This is a genomic window from Campylobacter jejuni (assembly GCF_001457695.1).
Lineage (GTDB): Bacteria > Campylobacterota > Campylobacteria > Campylobacterales > Campylobacteraceae > Campylobacter_D > Campylobacter_D jejuni.
In genome coordinates, this window is the sequence record NZ_LN831025.1 from 1,501,802 (window position 1) to 1,516,365 (window position 14,564).

Genomic DNA, 14,564 nt, shown 5'->3' on the forward strand with positions numbered 1-14,564 from the left:
GAATTTTAGAAAAATTTTATATAATATAGAAATATTTAAGGAAAAACCATGAAAAAATTAGAATTAAGAATTTTTAGATTTGATAAAACCAAGGATTATGAGGCTTATTATAAACCTTATATTTATGATAATTATGAAAATTTTGCAAGCTTTTATGATCTGCTTTTGCAAGTTCAAGATGATGATATTTATTTTGATTTTGATAAAGATGAAGATACTTACATAGTTGTAAATAAGCAAATCATACCACTTTTTACACCTTTGGAAAAAATAGCAAAAGAATTTGATTTTAGTCTTTGTATCGAACCTTTAAGCACAAAAAGAGCTATTAAAGATCTTATCATGGATAAAAATGATTTTTTAGACAAATACAAATATCTTGAAAAATTTGGCGATGAAGAAGATAAAAAGCTTTATGCAAAATATGATTATTTATATTATGCAAGTGAAATTTTAGACTATCTTCCTGAATATATGGGCGATGGAGTGTTTTATTTGGCTTCAAAAATGATAGAAAAATATCCTGAAAAAAAGATAGAAATTTTAAAAACTTTAGCAGATAAAGAAAAGGGTATTTTTTATCATCTTGAAAGCAAAAATGAAATTTTAGAAACAACGATCAAAAACCTACAAAATGAAATTTTAAATTTAGGGCTTTTTGATAAAAATATTTTACACTTTGATTTACCTAAAACCAATGCTTTTGATAATGAGATCAAAGAACTTAAAGAAATTAAACATAATTTTAAAGATTTCAATATAGCTTTTTATGGTTTTAATGCTTGCGATACTTTAAAATCCAAACTTAAGGCTAAATTTATTTCCTATGAAAACAGTACAAAAAATAATGGCTTTAGCTTGCTTAATCTAAATCCTACGCTAAGCTATAAAATGGCTGCAGATATTGTTTTGGACGCTTATGATAGCGGGGCTGATTTTATGGTAGTAAAAGAAGAAAAAGATTTTTATCTTTTTGATACTTGTGCTAAAAAACTTATGCAAACAAGCGGAAGGGAATTTGAAGACTTTTATATTTTGAGCCATTTTGAGTTTTTAGCCCTTATCGAAGGCATACAAGCTCCATCATTAAAAAATCACACTTTAAAGGTTAGTTTGATATGAAAATCTCTTTAGAATGTAAAGATCTCATCATAGAAAAAACTTTAGAACTTTTTTTAAAAGATCATTTGGTAATGAAAAAAGATTGTGATTTCATCATTAGCGATGAAAAAATTCACACCGCAAAACCCTTATTTATCATCTCTAAAAACTCTCCATTTTTAAGCATACCATTTAGCAAAGAAGTCTTGTTTGAGTCTTTAAATGAATTTGATAATGCCTTAAAAGCAGCAGCTTTGCAACTTGCACTTGAACAAAAAAGACTGCTTGAAGAAAAAATTGACGCTATTGCTTTGGAATTTAAAAAAGATTATGAAAATAAAATCGATCTTGCCATAAAAGATCTTAAAAACAAACTCGTAAAAGCACTTAATGATGAATGATGAATTTATAAGCGTTAAAGACTTTTTTAATCACAATGAAAAAAGAAAAAAATTTCTTCAAAAACAAGAAATTAGTTCCCCTAAAGAAAAAATAAAAAAAGTCAAAGAAACAAAGCTTTATACAAATATAGAAAGTGGTAAATACAAAGGAAAAAAACTACTTTTACCTAGCCTTACAACAACAAGAAGTACTAAAAGCATAGTAAAAAGTTGTGTTTTTAATGTAATAAGGGAAGATTTAAGAGATAAAATTTTCATTGAAGCCTTTGGCGGAAGTGCTTTGATGGCGGCTGAAGCACTAAGTAATCATGCTTTAAAATCTTATGCTATAGAATTTGATGTAAAAGCTTATAAAATTGCTTTAGAAAATGCTAAAAATATAGATCCAAATTTAGAAGTTATCCACGCAAATACTTTTGAAATTTTACCTAAACTCATAGAAAATTCAAAAAATGAAATCATCTTATATCTTGATCCACCTTTTGATATCAGGGAAGGTTTTAGCGATATTTATGAAAAAATTTATCATTTTTTAGAAAATTTAGATTTAAAGACTTTAAATTTAATCATTTTTGAACACCACTCAACCATAAAAACTCCCGAAAAAATCCAAAATTTTCAAAAAGTCAAAGAAAAGAAATTTGGATCAACAAGTTTAAGTTTTTATAGCCTAAACTAATTATCTCTTCCTAAACTCCCTCTTCAACCTAGGCACATCTTTGAATGCAAATTTGATATACCCCCCCCCATACCAATTCTTACTTGCTTGTATCAAAGCTTCTCCTAATTTATAAGTAAAACATTCTTTTTCTTTTAAAGCTTCATTATAATCAGGATAAGTTTCTAAAGGAGGTAAGGCTAAATTTGGATTTTCTTTTATTTTTTCTTCATAGGCTTTTTGTTCAAATTTATGTTTGTCTTTTATATATAATAATACATAAGGCATTCTTATATATCCTAATATACTTTTTGAATTTTCTATCAAAGCTTGTCCTAGTTTATAGGATAGATGATTTTGGATACGGGATTTGGCTTTTCTATAATGATTTTTATCGGTTTGATTTGAAGGTTTATTTTTATTATTTACTTTTAAAACCTGCGACTCTCTTAAAATATCATATTCACTTAATACATTATAACTTAATATAATTTTTAAGAGATTATCTGTTTCTGTATAAGCCTCATTATACTCTATATCGGAATTAGAGAAAAAAAACAACGTCCCTTCATTAATGTATCGAAAATCAATAACACCGAGCCTAAATAACGAAGTTGAAAAAAAACAAAATCTATTACTTAATGGAAAATGAGATAATTCTCCGTTTTTATATAAATTTAAATAATAATCTATTGACATTTCTTTATGAAATAACATATCAAATCTTGTAGTTAATATTATATCATATTTAATATTCATCATCTTTTCATATTTTTTTCTTAATTCCCTACCTTTATTATAAGAAGCTAACATTCCATGTTCATTTTCGGGCAATTCTGAAATCTCATATAATTTAGGGTTATATATTTTCAAAAGTGTTGTTATATCATTTTGAGACAACTTTTTATTATTCATAGTTGGAAAAGAAATATCATGATCATGCCATGATTTGGTTTTTCGATTAAATTCATTCCATGTATAAAAAAATATATCTACCTTATACCCATCTTTTAAATTTGGGTTTACTATATTCTTAAAAAAATTTTTACTTGTATACTCAAAAGTTCTCACATGACCATAAAGCTGTATTGCCAATCTTTTTTTCAAAGCTTATCCTTTATTAACATTTTAAAATCCTTATGTTTTTATTAACATTCTCCAAAATATCTTTTTCTATTTCATCATTATAAACACCAGCATTTAAAACCACCAAGGAGTCATCTTGATCTTTTAAGATTTTTGGCGATTTCACTATAAATTTCGTTCCATAAAGTCTTTTTTCTTGTTTACTTGGATTATTATCTAAAATATTTATAATTTTTTCAGCATTTAAACCTTGAAAAATCAAATATTGCCCAAATAAATGTGCTCCAAAAAGATAAACTTTTTTAGTAGTATTTTCTAAAATTTCATTTAGATATAAAATTTTCTCTTGATAATATTTTTTCATATCCAAAAATAATTTTTTATTTTTCTCATATTCATTTTTCAAAACTATATTTTGAGTATTGATGTTTTCATCTTTGCAAACATGATAAAAAATACTGTGTTCTTTAAAATACTGCTTTTGAATTATCTTAAACTTATGTTTTTGTAATAAAAACTCTAAAATATTTTCATTTAAAAATATGGTATGTTCAAAATTAAGACAATTTGTAAATTTATTTTCAAGCCATTTTTCCATATTTGGCAGTGAAAATATCATCTTACCCCCCATCAAAACAGAAGAAATTTCTTCTAAAAATTCATGAGGATTATAAATATGCTCAAAAGTATGACTATGGACAATAGTATCAAAACATCTATTATTAAAAATTTCTTTATGAAAAAATCCATCTATATAATCAACATTTTTATGTTTATTTTTCGAATTAGGCTCGACTATAGTCCATTTTATATCGGCTAAATTTAAGCAATTTTGTGAAAGCTTTCCGTGTCCTCCACCTATCTCTAAAACACTCTTAGAATTATTTTTTATGATAAAATCTGCAAATTCTCTATGATGCTCTTCCCAAAGAGCTCCAACAACCCCAGCATCATGTCCATTTGCATATAAAATTTCTAAAGGAGTAAGATTTTTAAGTTGAATCACACCTTCTTTAGAAATAACCCATTCTTGCTCACAAATCAAATCGTCTTTTAAATCACTTTTAACACAACCACAAAACAAAGGAAATTCATCTCTAGATAAAAGCTCTAATTCCGTGTCATTTATAGTACATTTTTGACGCTTAATAAATTTTATATCATTCATACAAAGCACCTTCAACACATTTTTTGCAAATAGAATGTTTATAATACTTACAATTTTTATGCAAATCTCTCAATGAATTAATCTTGGTATGATTCCAAAAATATTCTATAATACCCTTAGTTTTTGCCTCTTCACTCTTTAAAAAATCATGTATATTCCCCATTGGCATTTCATCGCCATAAAATGTACAACAAGGAAGAACATTTCCTTCAGCCGTGATTACTAAATTTTTATATGGAAATGAACACTGGAATTCAGATTTTTTTTCAGTAGTTTTACTTTTTATTTCTTTTTTACTCCTAGGAGGTTTAACCATCTCTTGAACACCTATCATATCTGCCTTATCTTTCCAAAAAGACATAAAATTATCCAATTCATGTTCATTAATTTCAGTTCGAACAAAATTTACACGAACCAAAGGAGTTAAACTTTGCATTGATTTTTTCAACTCAATCAAATTTAAAACATTATCAACAACTTTTTTATAATTACTTCCAGGTCTCATTTGCTCATAAAGTTCTTGCGAGTTTGCATCTAAGGATATTTGAATTCTATCAAGACCTGCTTCAATTAATTTCTTTGCTCTCTCTTTAGTTAATAAAGTTCCATTAGTAGAAAAATAAATATCCAACACTCCTTTATCCTTAGCATAACGAATAAAGTTTTCTAAATCGTCTCTTAGTAAAGGTTCATTTAAATAATTAAGTCTTATAGACTGTAAACCATTTACTACACCTTCATCGATAATTTTACAAAATAAATCATAAGAAATTTGAAAATGTTTTTTTTCATTATTTGACTCCACAGATAAAGGACACATTGGACACCTAAGATTACAAGTGGCATTTAACTCAAAATCAATTTGAATAGGAAAATTTGGAACCAACTCTAATTTAGAAGCCTTATCATACATTTCCCTATATGAAACCCATTTTTTCATCTTTAATCTTAGCAAGATTATTCATATTTTCACTACCATAAACACCTGTAAATGATGTCTTATTTCTTTTTAATTCACTCATTTTTCTCCTTAGTTTTTATTTTGAGTATCCAAATAAGCACGAAGCTCAACAATTTTTCCATCTTTCCATTCTATAATATCCACACCTTCAAGTCTAATACCATCAAGCATTAAGATAAATTCTATAAAAGTTGTATCTTTGTCTTGAAAAATATTTTTTGCACTAAAGTTTAACTCTTTACAACTTTTAAAAATATTTTGTATTGCTAATAAACATTTATCCTTACCTTCTATTCTTTTTACAACTGGATCCTCTAGTACAAAATTATCATTTAACAAATTCGCTATTTCTTTTAAATTTTTATCATTAAAAGCAGTAATATATTTTTTTGTTAATTCCCTAAGCATCTTTTATCCTTTCATATTCATCTGGGGTTCCACAAAATATAATTTCATCTAATGAAATTATGTGATATTTTATAATTAAGCCTTTTTTTATAAGATAATTATACATAGGAGCTACATATAATTCTCCCTTGCTAAAATCATTTTCAGTTTTCATTCTATCAAAAATTTCTTTAAAATCTTTTGTTTTTTTAAAATAATAAAGTCCGCTGCTACAAAGACTTGAAATTCTTTCTTTCTCAGCAGTTTTAATCACATTGTCATTTTCATCAGCTAAAACAAAACTCCATTGTTCTCCATCTGCCTCAAATACCTCTAAATAGCCATCAATTTTACAAAAATCCAAGGTAGTAGGTAAAGAAAAATTTGGCCTAAAGGTATCGATATTAAAAATTAAAATACTCTTATCATCTTTAATATTTGCCCTTTCTAATCCAAGTCTTACCGTATGAGCTTGACCTAAAGTTTCTTGTTCTAATCTTACACTTTCGTAAGATTTTATTCCTAATTTTTCACATTCTTCTTTTATAAAATTGCTAGTATTCTCAATATCTCTATACACAAAAAGAAATTTGAAATCTTTAAAATATTTTTTAAAACTATTTACAGCGTGAAAAAATACACTATTTCCTTTTAAATCAAGCATATATTTAGGTTTATCATAGCCCGCGTTTGCAAAACGACTACTTAGTCCTGCCATAGGAAATATTATAATCATTTGCTCTCCTTAAAAAATTTATCATAAAGTATAAAAGCATTTGCTAAAAAAGCCATTTGTTTTTCTTTAAAATCATTATGTAAAGGCAACATAGATAAAAACAAATGCAAAGTCAAAGCTTTAATATTATCATCTATATTAAATATATTTAAAAATTCTTTTTGAATATCCAAAATATTTTTATCTTCTTCTATAAAAAACTCTATATTATCGCTATTAATTTTACACTCAAAAAATCCTGCAATAATAAAATCATAAAGCCCAAAAACAGAATGAACCAATTTTGCAAAATCATATTTTTTATCTCCATAAGGAGTAATTTTTCCATTAAAATCAAACCCTCTTGGATCAAAGGTTTTTATAGCACCAGCTCTAAAATCATACATAATATTTGAAAAACAAAAATCTCCATGTATTAATGAAAATTCATTTATATCGTTCATATAAAAATCTAGCTTATCTACTAGAGTCAAAATACTTGGATAAGATTTTGAATTGATAACAATATTTTTGTGCAAATCAATTCCGCTTTGTTTACTAAATTCTTGCAATCTTTTTAAAGTTTTTTCCTTGCAATTAAAATTTATATCTTTATCATTGCTTTTAAAAGAATGCAACTTATCTAAAAATTCTTTTAAAGATTTAAATATTCTTTTCCAAACATAACTAGGTAATTTTCCAAAAACATATAATTCTGCTAAAGTATTATTGCAAAGATATTCTATTTCATAACTATCCTTGCAAGTTACAACTTTAGGAGTATAAATAAATAGTTCTTTAGGCAAATTATCAAACCAATTAATCTCTGCTTTTATTTTTTCTTGCCAAGAAGAAGACTTTTTTATATAGCCATTTGAAATATCTATATTGTTAAAATTTCTTTGCGTGCTTACAGCTTTTTTAGAGTGGAAATAACTTGTTATAAGACCAAAATCAAGCCAAGTATTATTTTTCATAATATCAAAAGCATAAACTTTAGAATAAGATTTCATGCCGTCCACAAAAGAATAACCACTTTCAACTATACATTTTATCAAAAACTGAGGATGAGAAAAACTATAAGCTCCTGCTAAAATCAAATCATCTTCTAATGTTTTTGACAGTATATTAAATTCATCATTCAAATAAGCCCAATCATAATTTTCCTTAACTTTTGCAACCTGTAAAGAGTTTTCTTTGAATACAAGTTCTTTGAAAAAAGTATCCCCGTGTAAAATATAAAGTTTTTCATCAAAAGCACAACAAACATTTAAACAGTAAACCACAGATTCACCTAAAGATAAATTATTTGGCACAAATAAAATTTCAACATTAAGTTCTTTTAATTTTTTCTCATCAAATTTGCTTAACTTAAAATCACTGGGTAAAGATAAAAAAAATTTTTGATTAAAATTTTTAAAAAGCTCTATTTGATATTCATACAATCTTTTATTACCAAGCGGTAAAAAAGATGGAGGAATTTTTCCAAATTCTAAAGTAAAATCAGAAGATGAATATTTTGCAGAAGTTATGAGTATCATTTATTACCACCATCTTTATGAGGGTTTTCTTTTTTTAAAAGCTCTTTAATTTGCTCATAATTTAAGCTTATAAATTCAGACGGACGAATGGCTTTATCATCAACATAAAATCCATCATACCCACACCAAGGTTTACCTATGATTATCTCATCATACGGCACATCATGTTTTTGAAGCCAAGTAGTAATTGTAGATAAGGTATGAGTTTTAATTTTTTCAAGATCACCATCAAATGTACGCATGTTACGACTTGTAAAAATATTGATTTTAAAGCCTTGTTTTTTATACTCTTTTAAAGTTTTGATTAAAATAATATTTGGTTTTTTATCAATATAATCAACATGTTCTTCATCAATTGTTAAAGTTCCATCTAAATCAATAAGTAATGTTTTCATAATTTTACACTTGTTTTTTATAATTTTATATTTATTTTTTTATACAAACATATTAACATAATTTAGTATAATAATGGAAAAATCTAAGAGAATTTTATAAAAAAGGGAAATTATGTATTGCCCATTATGCCAAAGTAAAAATAATCAAAAAGAACTTTTTAAGACTTTAAATGCTTTTACTTCAACTGTAAAATTTGATACCAAACAACTTATTAATAATCTTGATGATAGTGATAGCGGGGGGGGGTATTGTAAAGGTGATAATATTATCACTCTAGTACAATGTAAAAGTTGTGGCTATGTATTTAATTCTACATTCGACTTAAATAAAATCTCACAAGAATATCAAAACAAAACCTACCTTTCTAGAAAAGATAGTATCAAAAGCTATGAATAATACGATAAAATTAATCGAAGAAAATTGTTTAAAATATATTAACAAAACAGTACTTGTTTAGAAATCGCTCCAGGAAGCGGAGACATGGTAAATGCTCTCATACATGATGTAAAATCTATGTACACCATTGATCCATCTTTAGTTTCTTTAGAAATGGAAAATATAAATAATCTTAAACATATACAAGGGTTTTTTAATTTTAATACATTAAAAACAACATTAAAAGATAAAATTGATTTAATAATTTTTAGACATTTATTAGAACATATTAATACTCCATTTGATTTCTTAAGTGATGTTGCAAAACTACTGAAAAATGATGGATTAGTGTATATAGAAATTCCAAATTTTTCAAAATCGGTTCAATACTCTAGGTTTTATGATATTTATAATGATCATTGTGGATACTACTCAAAAAACACAATTATTAATGTGATGTTAAAACTTAATTTTACTTTACTAGAAGATATAATTTTACATAATGGCGATATATTAGGCTTAATTTTTAAAAAAGAGTTATCTAAACCACAGAATATCCTATATCCAATAGAATTATTTGATAATACTGCCGAGAAATTTAGTTTAAACATTCAAAAATTAAATAATTTATTAAATAACTATAACTCTATAGGAATCTATGGAGCTGGCTCTCAAGGTTGCTCTTTGCCTTGCTATATCAATCAAGCAAATTGTATTAAAATCAAAAAATGCTTTGATCTTGATATAAGAAAACAAGGAATGTATTTACAAAATTCTTCAATTATGATTCAAGATCCAAATATAGAAAATTTTAAAGACCTTGAAGCCATTATCATAGCAGCACCTTTATATGAAGAAGAAATTATAAGATCTTTAAGAGAAAAAGGATATAAAGGAGATATTATTGCCACAGAAAAAAATATTTTACTTCAAAAATAATTTTTATAACCAAAGCAAAACTTTTTTCTTTGGTTTAAATTTTTGGAACACTTCTTGCTTGATCTATCATCAACAATAGATTAAAGGAAGAATCCATGAGAGTTTTAACGATATTTTTACTCTTTATGACAAGCATTTTTGCAGTGCAAATCAAGGATGTAGCAAACACTGTAGGTGTAAGAGATAACCAACTCATAGGTTATGGACTTGTTGTAGGACTTAATGGAAGTGGCGATGGAACAAGCTCTAAATTTACACTACAATCCATCTCAAACCTTTTGCAAGGTATGAATATCAAAGTAGATCCTAACGATATCAAATCAAAAAATACCGCAGCTGTTATGGTTACAGCCAAACTTCCAGCCTTTGCAAAAAGCGGAGATAAACTTGATATTACCGTTTCATCTATGGGTGATGCAAAATCTTTACAAGGCGGAACACTTTTACTGACTGCACTTCGTGGGATTGATGGTGAAATTTATGCTATAGCACAAGGCTCTATCTCAACAGGAGGTTTAACACCTAGACCAGGAGGAGCAGGTTCTCACTCAACTGCTGCAACCGTAATTGGCGGAGCTAATGTAGAAAGAGAAATTCCACAAAATTTTAGCCAAAATAATGATCTAACCTTAAGCTTAAAAGTAGCGGACTTTAAAACCGCAAATGATATAGAAAGAGTTTTAAATACCGTTTTTGGCGAAGAAGTGGCTAAAGCCATCGACTCTCGCACAGTAAAACTCAAAAAACCTGAAGATCTTTCAAATGTTGATTTTATGGCAAGAGTTTTAGAACAAGATATAGCTTATAAACCACAAAGCAAAGTTATCATCGATGAAAGAACAGGAACAGTGATTGCTGGAGTTGATGTAGAGGTGGAACCTGTTTTAATCACTCATAAAGATATCACCATAAAAATAGATCCAAACAATAACGCAGTAGCTAATCAAAATGAAATCGATATGAAAGATGGTGGTTTTGTAGATCCAAGTTCAAATACCTTAAGAATCAACAATGCAAAAAGCACAGTTGCAAATATAGCTAGAATGCTGAACAAGCTTGGAGCAACCCCAAATGACATTATCGCTATTATGGAAAATTTAAAGCGCGCAGGTGCAATTAACGCGGATTTGGAGATCATCTAATGAAAATGGATAATTTTTTAAATACTTATAATATGAATAGTGCTTTACTTGATCGTGCAGCCAAAGCAAGAAGTTTAGAATCAAGCATCAAAATAAATGACAATGATATAGTTACAAAGAGCAAAGAAGATGAAGCCTTAAAAGAACAAACGGATGCTTTTGAAGCATTTTTTTTAAAGCAAGTTTTAGACGTATCTTTAAAAAGTCAAAATTCACTCTTTGGAAAAGATGCCAGCGATGAAATATACTCTTCCATGTATAACGATACCATGAGTAAAGCTTTAAGTGGAGGTATGGGTTTTTCAAAATTATTATACGATTTTTTAAAAGAAAGGGGTTAAGTTTTTTAAATTTAGGTCGATATGGTTTGTAGAGGATTATAACTAAGATCAAGGAGGCAGAAATGATCAATCCTATACAACAAAGTTATGTGGCAAATACCACATTAAATACAAATAGAATAGATAAAGAAACTAAAACAAACGATACTCAAAAAACGGAAAATGATAAAGCGAGTAAAATCGCAGAGCAGATTAAAAACGGTACTTATAAAATCGATACAAAAGCTACGGCTTCTGCGATTGCTGACTCTTTAATCTAAAACTTTCATTCTCCTTTTTTTGAGAGAGAAAAGGAGAAAATATGCTTAAACAAAGACTTGATGAAGTAAATGCTATCTTAGCAAAACTTATTGCTTTAACCGAAGAAGATATAGAAAATATCAAAGTGGCTAAACATGAGAGTGTAACGCCAAGTGTAGAAGAAAAAAACAAACTTATCGCCGAATTTATTACAGCTAAAAAACAACTTGATGTTGCCTTGGTTGAGCTAAATAATAGCTCTACAAAAGGGCTTAGTGAACTCTTAGATGATGAAGATAAACAAAAACTAGATCTACTTAAAAAAAATCTTCAAAACCTTCATAGTAAAAACAAAGAGTATGCTAAATTTGTTCTTATTGTCAAAGATTTTCTTGATAGCTTAGTAAATAAAATGTTTGATATCAATGATGGAACAAATAATGCTTATGGAGATAAAAAGACAAATCCAGAGTCAATTTTCAAGATCAATGTATAAGGATTTATAATGGGTATTTTTGGAACATTATACACAGGTGTTACAGGCTTAAAGGCAAGCGAAGTTCAAATCGCAACAACTGGAAACAATATCTCAAATGCTAATGCAACTTTTTATACACGCCAAAGAGTAGTGCAAACTACAAATGGGTATATTACCACAGGTGGAGTTCAAGTAGGCACAGGAACTGCTATAGAAAGTATAGTGCGTTTGCATGATGAGTATTCTTACTATAAATTAAAAGGTGCATCAAACCAACTAGAATACACTAAATATATGGCTTCAACCTTACAAGAAATCGCTCAGCGTTTTCCAGACTTACAAAATACTGGAATTTTGAAAGATTTAGAAAATTATAACAAAGCTTGGAATGATTTTGCATCTAACCCCAATGAAAATGCCACAAAAATAGCCCTTGTAAAAGCTTCTCAAACCTTAACAGAAAGCGTTAATAACACTTTTGCAACCTTGGATAAAATCCAAAAAAAAGTAAATGATGATATTAAAAATACGGTTGATGAGATTAATAGAATCGGTGAAGAAATTGCTACTATAAATAAACAAATTTATGGACAAGAAGCCTTACCAACAGAACACGCAAATGAGCTTAGGGATAGAAGAGATGAACTTGAACTTACCCTTTCAAAGCTAGTTAGTGCAGTTGCAAGCAAAAATGAAATCAATCAAGACAATCGCCTTGATACAACCATCACTGATCCAGGACATCAATACAATCTAAGTATAGAAGGTTTTAGTATAGTAGATGGGATAAATTTTCATCCTTTAAAGCTTAATTATGATGATAAAAATAAATCTTATAGCATTTATTATGAAACTCCTGATGAAAAAGTTCGCGATCTTACTGCAAAGATTAACGGTGGACAGCTTGGTGCTCAACTTGACTTACGCGGTAGAAACTATAGCAAAAGCAAAGGAAAATATGAAGATGGAATTATCCAAGGTTATATGGATTCTTTAGATACTTTTGCTAAGACCATGATCAATGAAACTAACAATCTTTATGCGAGTTCTGCGAAAAGTTCTGTTACTTCTGATTATCTATCTGGACTTAAGGGAGATATTCCTTTAGTTAATTACGACAGAACCATACAACCAGGAAGTTTTGATATAGTCATTTATGATGATAAAGGCGATAAAAAACTCACCAAAACCATCACCATAGATGTAAATACAACCATGAATGATATCATGCGTCAAATCAATGCCAATACAGATGATAATGACAATAAAAATTCAAACGATGATGTTGATGATCATATCAATGCAAGTTTTAGCTACGATGCAAAAACTGGAGATGGTTTATTCCAAATCAATGCAAAATCAGGCTTTAAGGTAGCCATTGAAGATAAAGGCACAAATTTCGCAGGTGCGTTTAGCATAGGTGGTTTTTTCAGCGGAACTGATGCAAGTGATATGAAAGTAAAAGATTCTATCTTAAATGATCCAAGCACAGTAAGAGCAAGCTCAAATGGGGTTGATAGTGGCAATGACATGGCAAATAAAATCATCCAACTTCAATATGAAAAAGTTAATTTTTATAATGAAGATGGCACTATCGATAATCTTACTATGGAAGAATATTACCGCAAACTTACAGGTAAAATAGCCTCAGATGGTGAAAATAACAATGTTGTAAATTCAAGCAATGAAACTCTTTATAATTCTGTTTATAGCGAATACCAATCTAAAAGTGGTGTAAATACAAATGAAGAATTAGCCGCTCTTATACAATATCAATCAAGTTACGGCGCAGCAGCAAAAATCGTCTCAACTGTAGATCAAATGCTTGATACCTTACTAGGACTTAAATCTTAAGCTCTAGTAATATCAAGTGAAAAATTTTATCCATCTTAAAGCCAAGCTTGATTTTTTAGCCAATCAAAAAAACACCAATCATTCCCTTTTTGAAACTCCAGATCCTTTGCAAATTGCTAAAATTCACAATGATGAATTTACTGCCTTAATTTGTGCTTTATTTGCCTATGGAAATGCTAAAAATATAGTAAATTTTCTAAAAAAACTTGATTTTTCTTTATTAAACCTTCAAGAAAAACAAATAAAAAAAGAACTTAAAAATTTAAAATACCGCTTCCAAAATGAGAAAGATATACAAGAAATTTTTATCACTCTTTCAAGACTGAAAAATGAAATTTCACTCTACGAACTTTTTTATCAAGCCTATGAAAAAAGAGAAAATACCACAGATGCCATCTTAGCTTTTATACAAAAAATCAAAACCTTAAATTCATATTCAAGTTATGGGTATGATTTTTTCTTTGGAAAAATTTGGCAAAACACCCCTAATTCACCTCTTAAACGCTATAATATGTATCTAAGATGGATGGTTAGAAAAGATGAACTTGATCTTGGACTTTTTACCAAAATTCACACCAAAGATCTTTTAATTCCACTTGATACACATACACATAAAATTTCCTTGACTTTAGGACTTCTAAAGCGTAAAATATATGATTATAAAAGTGTTTTAGAACTCACGCAAAATTTAAAAAAATTAGATGCAAATGATCCCATAAAATATGACTTTGCACTCTATCGTTTAGGGCAAAGTAAGGAAAGACAAATTTAAGGAGTGAAA

At 28.1% G+C, this 14,564-nt stretch carries 17 protein-coding genes and 1 pseudogene; 11 read left to right on the forward strand and 7 right to left on the reverse strand.

Annotation, left to right across the window (positions count from 1 at the left end):
- Positions 1 to 48: 48 nt before the first annotated feature.
- From AT682_RS07610 to rsmD, 3 genes are read left to right on the forward strand one after another with little or no spacing between them, the layout of a single operon-like run.
- The gene (locus AT682_RS07610; protein WP_002883405.1) at positions 49 to 1,122 is read left to right on the forward strand and encodes a DUF5644 domain-containing protein; all 1,074 of its coding nucleotides are present in this window, start codon (positions 49 to 51) and stop codon (positions 1,120 to 1,122) included.
- Positions 1,119 to 1,502 (forward strand): hypothetical protein, encoded by a 384-nt coding sequence (locus AT682_RS07615; protein WP_002883406.1) that lies wholly within the window; start codon positions 1,119 to 1,121, stop codon positions 1,500 to 1,502. The genes AT682_RS07610 and AT682_RS07615 overlap by 4 nt, the downstream gene beginning before the upstream one ends.
- Positions 1,495 to 2,181 carry a 16S rRNA (guanine(966)-N(2))-methyltransferase RsmD gene (rsmD, locus tag AT682_RS07620; protein WP_002883407.1) on the forward strand — a complete coding sequence of 229 codons (687 nt, stop codon included), beginning with the start codon at positions 1,495 to 1,497 and terminating at the stop codon, positions 2,179 to 2,181. Before AT682_RS07615 ends, rsmD begins: the two co-directional genes overlap by 8 nt.
- Here rsmD and AT682_RS09930 read toward each other — a convergent pair whose 3' ends face one another.
- From AT682_RS09930 to AT682_RS07655, 7 genes are all read right to left on the reverse strand, one after another.
- Complete coding sequence (locus AT682_RS09930) at positions 2,182 to 3,267, reverse strand: DUF8374 domain-containing protein (protein ID WP_016818341.1); 1,086 nt, start codon at positions 3,265 to 3,267, stop codon at positions 2,182 to 2,184. It lies immediately after the preceding gene.
- 13 nt (positions 3,268 to 3,280) lie between these two features.
- Positions 3,281 to 4,414 (reverse strand): class I SAM-dependent methyltransferase, encoded by a 1,134-nt coding sequence (locus AT682_RS07630; protein WP_002882512.1) that lies wholly within the window; start codon positions 4,412 to 4,414, stop codon positions 3,281 to 3,283.
- Positions 4,407 to 5,354 carry a radical SAM/SPASM domain-containing protein gene (locus AT682_RS07635; protein ID WP_236017584.1) on the reverse strand — a complete coding sequence of 316 codons (948 nt, stop codon included), beginning with the start codon at positions 5,352 to 5,354 and terminating at the stop codon, positions 4,407 to 4,409. The genes AT682_RS07630 and AT682_RS07635 overlap by 8 nt, the downstream gene beginning before the upstream one ends.
- Before the next feature lie 90 nt (positions 5,355 to 5,444).
- Complete coding sequence (locus tag AT682_RS07640) at positions 5,445 to 5,783, reverse strand: nuclear transport factor 2 family protein (protein WP_004306486.1); 339 nt, start codon at positions 5,781 to 5,783, stop codon at positions 5,445 to 5,447.
- Positions 5,776 to 6,498, reverse strand: coding sequence for a glycosyltransferase family 2 protein (locus AT682_RS07645; RefSeq protein ID WP_002856583.1), 723 nt, complete (start codon positions 6,496 to 6,498; stop codon positions 5,776 to 5,778). Before AT682_RS07645 ends, AT682_RS07640 begins: the two co-directional genes overlap by 8 nt.
- Positions 6,495 to 8,018: a hypothetical protein gene (locus tag AT682_RS07650; protein ID WP_004306491.1), complete on the reverse strand. Its 1,524-nt coding sequence runs from the start codon at positions 8,016 to 8,018 to the stop codon at positions 6,495 to 6,497. The genes AT682_RS07645 and AT682_RS07650 overlap by 4 nt, the downstream gene beginning before the upstream one ends.
- A complete protein-coding gene (locus tag AT682_RS07655) occupies positions 8,015 to 8,413 on the reverse strand; it encodes an HAD family hydrolase (RefSeq protein WP_004306494.1) in 399 nt (132 codons plus the stop codon). Before AT682_RS07655 ends, AT682_RS07650 begins: the two co-directional genes overlap by 4 nt.
- Positions 8,414 to 8,525: 112 nt before the next feature.
- Here AT682_RS07655 and AT682_RS09430 point away from each other — a divergent pair, with 112 nt between their 5' ends.
- The 8 genes and pseudogenes from AT682_RS09430 (at position 8,526) to AT682_RS07695 (ending at position 14,562) form a co-directional block, all read left to right on the forward strand.
- On the forward strand, positions 8,526 to 8,810 hold the full coding sequence (locus AT682_RS09430; protein ID WP_004306498.1) for a hypothetical protein: 285 nt from the start codon (positions 8,526 to 8,528) through the stop codon (positions 8,808 to 8,810).
- Positions 8,811 to 8,894: 84 nt separating this feature from the next.
- Positions 8,895 to 9,728, forward strand: a complete 834-nt coding sequence (locus AT682_RS07665) for a class I SAM-dependent methyltransferase (RefSeq protein WP_004306503.1) — start codon at positions 8,895 to 8,897, stop codon at positions 9,726 to 9,728.
- Positions 9,729 to 9,823: 95 nt separating this feature from the next.
- On the forward strand, positions 9,824 to 10,870 hold the full coding sequence (gene flgI, locus AT682_RS07670; RefSeq protein ID WP_004306506.1) for a flagellar basal body P-ring protein FlgI: 1,047 nt from the start codon (positions 9,824 to 9,826) through the stop codon (positions 10,868 to 10,870).
- The gene (locus AT682_RS07675; protein ID WP_002869782.1) at positions 10,870 to 11,211 is read left to right on the forward strand and encodes a hypothetical protein; all 342 of its coding nucleotides are present in this window, start codon (positions 10,870 to 10,872) and stop codon (positions 11,209 to 11,211) included. Before flgI ends, AT682_RS07675 begins: the two co-directional genes overlap by 1 nt.
- A gap of 62 nt (positions 11,212 to 11,273) precedes the next feature.
- Entirely contained in the window at positions 11,274 to 11,471 is a 198-nt protein-coding gene (gene flgM / locus AT682_RS07680) for a flagellar biosynthesis anti-sigma factor FlgM (protein WP_002855791.1), read from the forward strand.
- 41 nt (positions 11,472 to 11,512) lie between these two features.
- Positions 11,513 to 11,947, forward strand: a complete 435-nt coding sequence (locus tag AT682_RS07685; RefSeq protein WP_002856482.1) for a flagellar protein FlgN — start codon at positions 11,513 to 11,515, stop codon at positions 11,945 to 11,947.
- A 9-nt stretch (positions 11,948 to 11,956) separates the two neighbouring features.
- Entirely contained in the window at positions 11,957 to 13,783 is a 1,827-nt protein-coding gene (gene flgK / locus AT682_RS07690; protein WP_004306510.1) for a flagellar hook-associated protein FlgK, read from the forward strand.
- Between the two features lie 16 nt (positions 13,784 to 13,799).
- Positions 13,800 to 14,562 (forward strand): annotated as a pseudogene (locus tag AT682_RS07695) (TIGR02757 family protein).
- Positions 14,563 to 14,564 lie beyond the last annotated feature (2 nt).

Coding starts and splice junctions, on each gene's coding strand:
- AT682_RS07685 (WP_002856482.1), top strand. CDS start 11,513: ATGCTTAAACAAAGACTTGATGAAGTAAATGCTATCTTAGCAAAACTT.
- flgK (WP_004306510.1), top strand. CDS start 11,957: ATGGGTATTTTTGGAACATTATACACAGGTGTTACAGGCTTAAAGGCA.
- AT682_RS07610 (WP_002883405.1), top strand. CDS start 49: ATGAAAAAATTAGAATTAAGAATTTTTAGATTTGATAAAACCAAGGAT.
- AT682_RS07665 (WP_004306503.1), top strand. CDS start 8,895: ATGGTAAATGCTCTCATACATGATGTAAAATCTATGTACACCATTGAT.
- AT682_RS07650 (WP_004306491.1), bottom strand. CDS start 8,018: ATGATACTCATAACTTCTGCAAAATATTCATCTTCTGATTTTACTTTA.
- rsmD (WP_002883407.1), top strand. CDS start 1,495: ATGAATGATGAATTTATAAGCGTTAAAGACTTTTTTAATCACAATGAA.
- flgI (WP_004306506.1), top strand. CDS start 9,824: ATGAGAGTTTTAACGATATTTTTACTCTTTATGACAAGCATTTTTGCA.
- AT682_RS07655 (WP_004306494.1), bottom strand. CDS start 8,413: ATGAAAACATTACTTATTGATTTAGATGGAACTTTAACAATTGATGAA.
- AT682_RS07675 (WP_002869782.1), top strand. CDS start 10,870: ATGAAAATGGATAATTTTTTAAATACTTATAATATGAATAGTGCTTTA.
- AT682_RS07635 (WP_236017584.1), bottom strand. CDS start 5,354: ATGAAAAAATGGGTTTCATATAGGGAAATGTATGATAAGGCTTCTAAA.
- flgM (WP_002855791.1), top strand. CDS start 11,274: ATGATCAATCCTATACAACAAAGTTATGTGGCAAATACCACATTAAAT.
- AT682_RS07615 (WP_002883406.1), top strand. CDS start 1,119: ATGAAAATCTCTTTAGAATGTAAAGATCTCATCATAGAAAAAACTTTA.
- AT682_RS07645 (WP_002856583.1), bottom strand. CDS start 6,498: ATGATTATAATATTTCCTATGGCAGGACTAAGTAGTCGTTTTGCAAAC.
- AT682_RS07630 (WP_002882512.1), bottom strand. CDS start 4,414: ATGAATGATATAAAATTTATTAAGCGTCAAAAATGTACTATAAATGAC.
- AT682_RS07640 (WP_004306486.1), bottom strand. CDS start 5,783: ATGCTTAGGGAATTAACAAAAAAATATATTACTGCTTTTAATGATAAA.
- AT682_RS09430 (WP_004306498.1), top strand. CDS start 8,526: ATGTATTGCCCATTATGCCAAAGTAAAAATAATCAAAAAGAACTTTTT.